At 68.4% G+C, this 3,404-nt stretch carries 4 protein-coding genes; 1 reads left to right on the top strand and 3 read right to left on the bottom strand.

Features of this window, described 5'->3' with window-relative positions; genetic code table 11:
• The 3 genes from HV701_RS26480 to HV701_RS26470 form a co-directional block, all read right to left on the bottom strand.
• On the bottom strand, positions 1-423 hold a 423-nt coding region (locus tag HV701_RS26480; RefSeq protein WP_276529872.1), incomplete at its 3' end, for a flagellar motor protein MotB.
• Positions 420-1,283 (bottom strand): motility protein A, encoded by an 864-nt coding sequence (locus tag HV701_RS26475; RefSeq protein ID WP_175135959.1) that lies wholly within the window; start codon positions 1,281-1,283, stop codon positions 420-422. The genes HV701_RS26475 and HV701_RS26480, both read right to left, overlap by 4 nt.
• A 171-nt stretch (positions 1,284-1,454) precedes the next feature.
• Positions 1,455-2,027, bottom strand: coding sequence for a GNAT family N-acetyltransferase (locus HV701_RS26470; protein ID WP_217467996.1), 573 nt, complete (start codon positions 2,025-2,027; stop codon positions 1,455-1,457).
• Between the two features lie 105 nt (positions 2,028-2,132).
• Between HV701_RS26470 and HV701_RS26465 the strand changes: the two genes are divergently transcribed.
• A partial coding sequence (locus HV701_RS26465; RefSeq protein ID WP_254595259.1) for an NYN domain-containing protein occupies positions 2,133-3,404 on the top strand: 1,272 nt, incomplete at its 3' end.

Genomic DNA, 3,404 nt, shown 5'->3' with positions numbered 1-3,404 from the left:
GGCCGCGGGCGTGCCGGCGCTGGCCGCGGCGACCGGCGGCGCGAGTTCGGCCCAACTGGCGGGGATGTCCGGGGTGTCGAATTCGGCGTATTCGCCGTCGTAGGCCGGCAGTCCCTTGGATGCCAGGCTGCCGACGATGTCGACCTGCTGCACGGCGGGCTCATAGAAGCCGCCGTTCAGGCGCGACACGGCCAGCATCACCACCAGCAAGGCCAGCAGCAGGGTGATCAGGTCCAGGTAGCTCAACAGCCAGTTTTCGGCATCGCTTTCAACGACTTCGTCGACGTGCCAGCGCGCGTAGCGGTCCTTGCGGTCGCTCTTGCTGGGGCGCCAGCCGCTGTTGGCCGCGGCCTTCTGCGCGCGCAACTGGGCCTGGCGGGCCTGCTCGATCCGCTGCGCCAGGGAAGGGGAAATCAGGCTCATTGGCGCGCGGCGGCGGGGCGGGTGATGGAGACGGGCTTGGTGGCGGAGGACGCCGGGGCGGCGGGGCGGGCGGGCGCGGTGGCGGCGCCGCCGTCGTAGATTTCGTCCTCGACGTGCATGACGAACGAGTTCAGGGTCTCGCGCACCACGGCCGGGCCACGCTTCTCGCACATCATGGAGATGCCCTGCAGCACCATGTTCATGGATTCGACGCGGCGCGCGGTGCGGCGTTCGAGCTTGACGGCGATCGGCTTGCACACCAGATTGGCCAGCAGGATGCCGTAGAACGTGGTCATCAGGCCGATGGCCAGTTGCTGGCCGATGGTGGTCATGCTGCCGTCGCCCAGCACCGACATCAGGTTGATCAGGCCGACCAGCGTGCCCAGCATGCCGAAGGCCGGCGCGAACGTGGCCATGACGCGGAACATCTGCGCCTCGGCCATCTCGCGGGCGCGCAACCGCGCCACGCGCCATTGCAGCAGCTCGATGATCTGGTCTTCGGGGGTGTTGTCGATGATCAGTTGCACCCCGGTGCGCAGGAACGGGTTGCTGACCTTCTTGAGTTCCTGTTCGACCTTGTGGACGTCGGTGTTCATCCACAGCTGCGCCATGTTGACCAGTTCCTCGATGTCGCGCTGCTGGTCGTGCTGGTCGCTGCGGAACACCGTGACGACCAGCTTGAACACCCGCATCACTTCGGACAGCGGGTAGGCGATGAACAGCGCGGCGCAGGTGCCGCCCAGCACGATGGCCAGGCCGGGCATGTTGAAGTACAGGCCAGGGTCGGTGGCGGCCAGCGCGACGACGATGACCAGGGTGAGCAGGCCGACGATGGCGCCGATGACGGTAGACGGATTCATGGATGTTGCCCGATAGCTAGCGCATCCGGTTCACGGAGTGCGGGATGGTGGCAAATTCTAGCCACGGCGCGGCCGCGGCAATCCGTCGGAAAACGGGGCGAAAGGGGCGGTAAGCGCCGGCTTGGACCGGCGTCCGGGGCGCGCCCATCGGTCAAATAAACGGGGCCGGATTCAGCCCCGGGGAGGCGTGCGCCGCGCTCGCCATTGCTCGCGCGTGATCTCCCAGATCTCGGCCATTTGCCGCCCTGACACGAAACCGCGCTCCTCGGTGGCCACCCGCCGCATGCCGGTGCGCTCGGACAGGCGGCGCGAGCCCTCGTTGGCCACCGCCTTGGGCGCGCGCAGCACCGGCTGGTCCAGCACCTCGAACCAGAAGGCCGTGACGGCCTCGCTGGCCTCGGTCATGTAACCCCGTCCCTGGTAGTCGGGGTCGAGCCAGAAGCCGCGGTGGTTGCCGGGGTCGTCGCGCATCAGGCTGATCACGCCGATCAGGCGCTGGGGTTCGGCGCGCGGACGCAGCGACCAATGCCATTGCACGCCGAGCCGCATCGCTGGCAACGCCACTTGCTCAATATAGGTGCGGGCGCCGTCCTCCGGGTATGGCCAGGGCACCTGCTCGGCCAGATAGCGCACCACCTCCCATTGCGCAAAGATGCGCTGGATGGCTGGCGCATCGTCCCGGCAGAGCGGTCGCAGCAGCAGGCGTTCGGTGTCGAGCGGGGGCGGGGCGGGCATGTCGGGCATGGCGGTTCGAGGGGGGAGCGAGCGGAAATGTATATCATGGGCGACGAAACGCGGCCAATCGCCCCGGCCCGACGGACCTGGGCGGCCGCGCCAACGGAGAAATACATGAATGCAGCCAACGAAAACGTCAGCATGGCGCTTTTTTGCGACTTCGAGAACGTGGCGCTTGGCGTGCGCGACACCAAATACCAGAAGTTCGATATCCGCCCGGTGCTGGAGCGCCTGCTGCTCAAGGGCAGCATCGTGGTCAAGAAGGCGTACTGCGACTGGGAGCGCTACAAGGAATTCAAGGCGCCGATGCACGAGGCCAATTTCGAGCTGATCGAGATTCCGCATGTGCGCCAGTCGGGCAAGAACTCGGCCGATATCCGGCTGGTGGTGGACGCGCTGGACTTCTGCTACACCAAGTCGCACGTCAATACCTTCGTCATCATCAGCGGCGATTCCGACTTTTCGCCGCTGGTGTCCAAGCTGCGCGAGAACAACAAGAAGGTGATCGGGGTGGGCGTCAAGCAATCCACCTCGGACCTGTTGATCGCCAACTGCGACGAATTCATCTTTTATGACGACCTGGCCCGCGAAGGCCAGCGCGCCGCCGACGCCCGCCGCGACAACCGCGGCGCCGGCAATGCCGGCCAGCGCCGCTCGCCCGACGAGGAGCGCCGCCGCAAAGAGGAACTGGAAGCCCGCAAGACCCAGGCGGTTGACATGGTGGTCGAGACGTTCGAGGCGTTGATGGCCGAGCGCGGCGACAGCGGCAAGATCTGGGCCTCGGCCCTGAAGGACGCGCTCAAGCGCCGCCGGCCGGACTTCAACGAGTCGTACTACGGCTTCCGCGCCTTCGGCAACCTGCTGGACGAGGCGCAGTCGCGCGGCTTCCTGGAGGTCGGGCGCGAGGAAAAATCCGGCACCTACGTCTATCGTGACAACGCCGGCGGCGCGCCGGGCCACTCGGCGCCGCGCGCGGCCGAGGCCGCCGAAGGCGCGGCAGACAGCCCCAGCGCGGAGCACGAGTCCCGTTCCGGGCGCGGCGCGCGTGGCGGCCGCAAGAGCCAGGGCAGCGGGCGCGGCGGCCGTCAGGGCGCGAGCCAGGCGGACGGCCGGACGCTGACGGACGCGGATCGCGAGGAGGGCGAGGATTCGCCCGCGCCGCGCGCCGCGCAACCGGCGCCGCAGGCGCGGCCGCAGCGGCAGGAATACCAGGACCGCCAGGCGCATCAGGAACGTCCGGCGCATCAGGATCAGGCCGGCGCCGGCTTGCCGCCTCAAGCGTTTGACGCCCCGGCGCCCGCCGGCGTGTCGCACGCGGGGGCGAGCCCCGTTGACGCGCAGCCAGCCCAGGAGGCGCGCGACGCCGCCGAACCGGCCACCGCCAAG

The organism is Achromobacter pulmonis (assembly GCF_902859765.1).
GTDB lineage: Bacteria > Pseudomonadota > Gammaproteobacteria > Burkholderiales > Burkholderiaceae_B > Achromobacter > Achromobacter pulmonis.
Note: the sequence above shows the minus strand (reverse complement) of the source record. Positions and strands in the feature narration are given on the sequence as shown.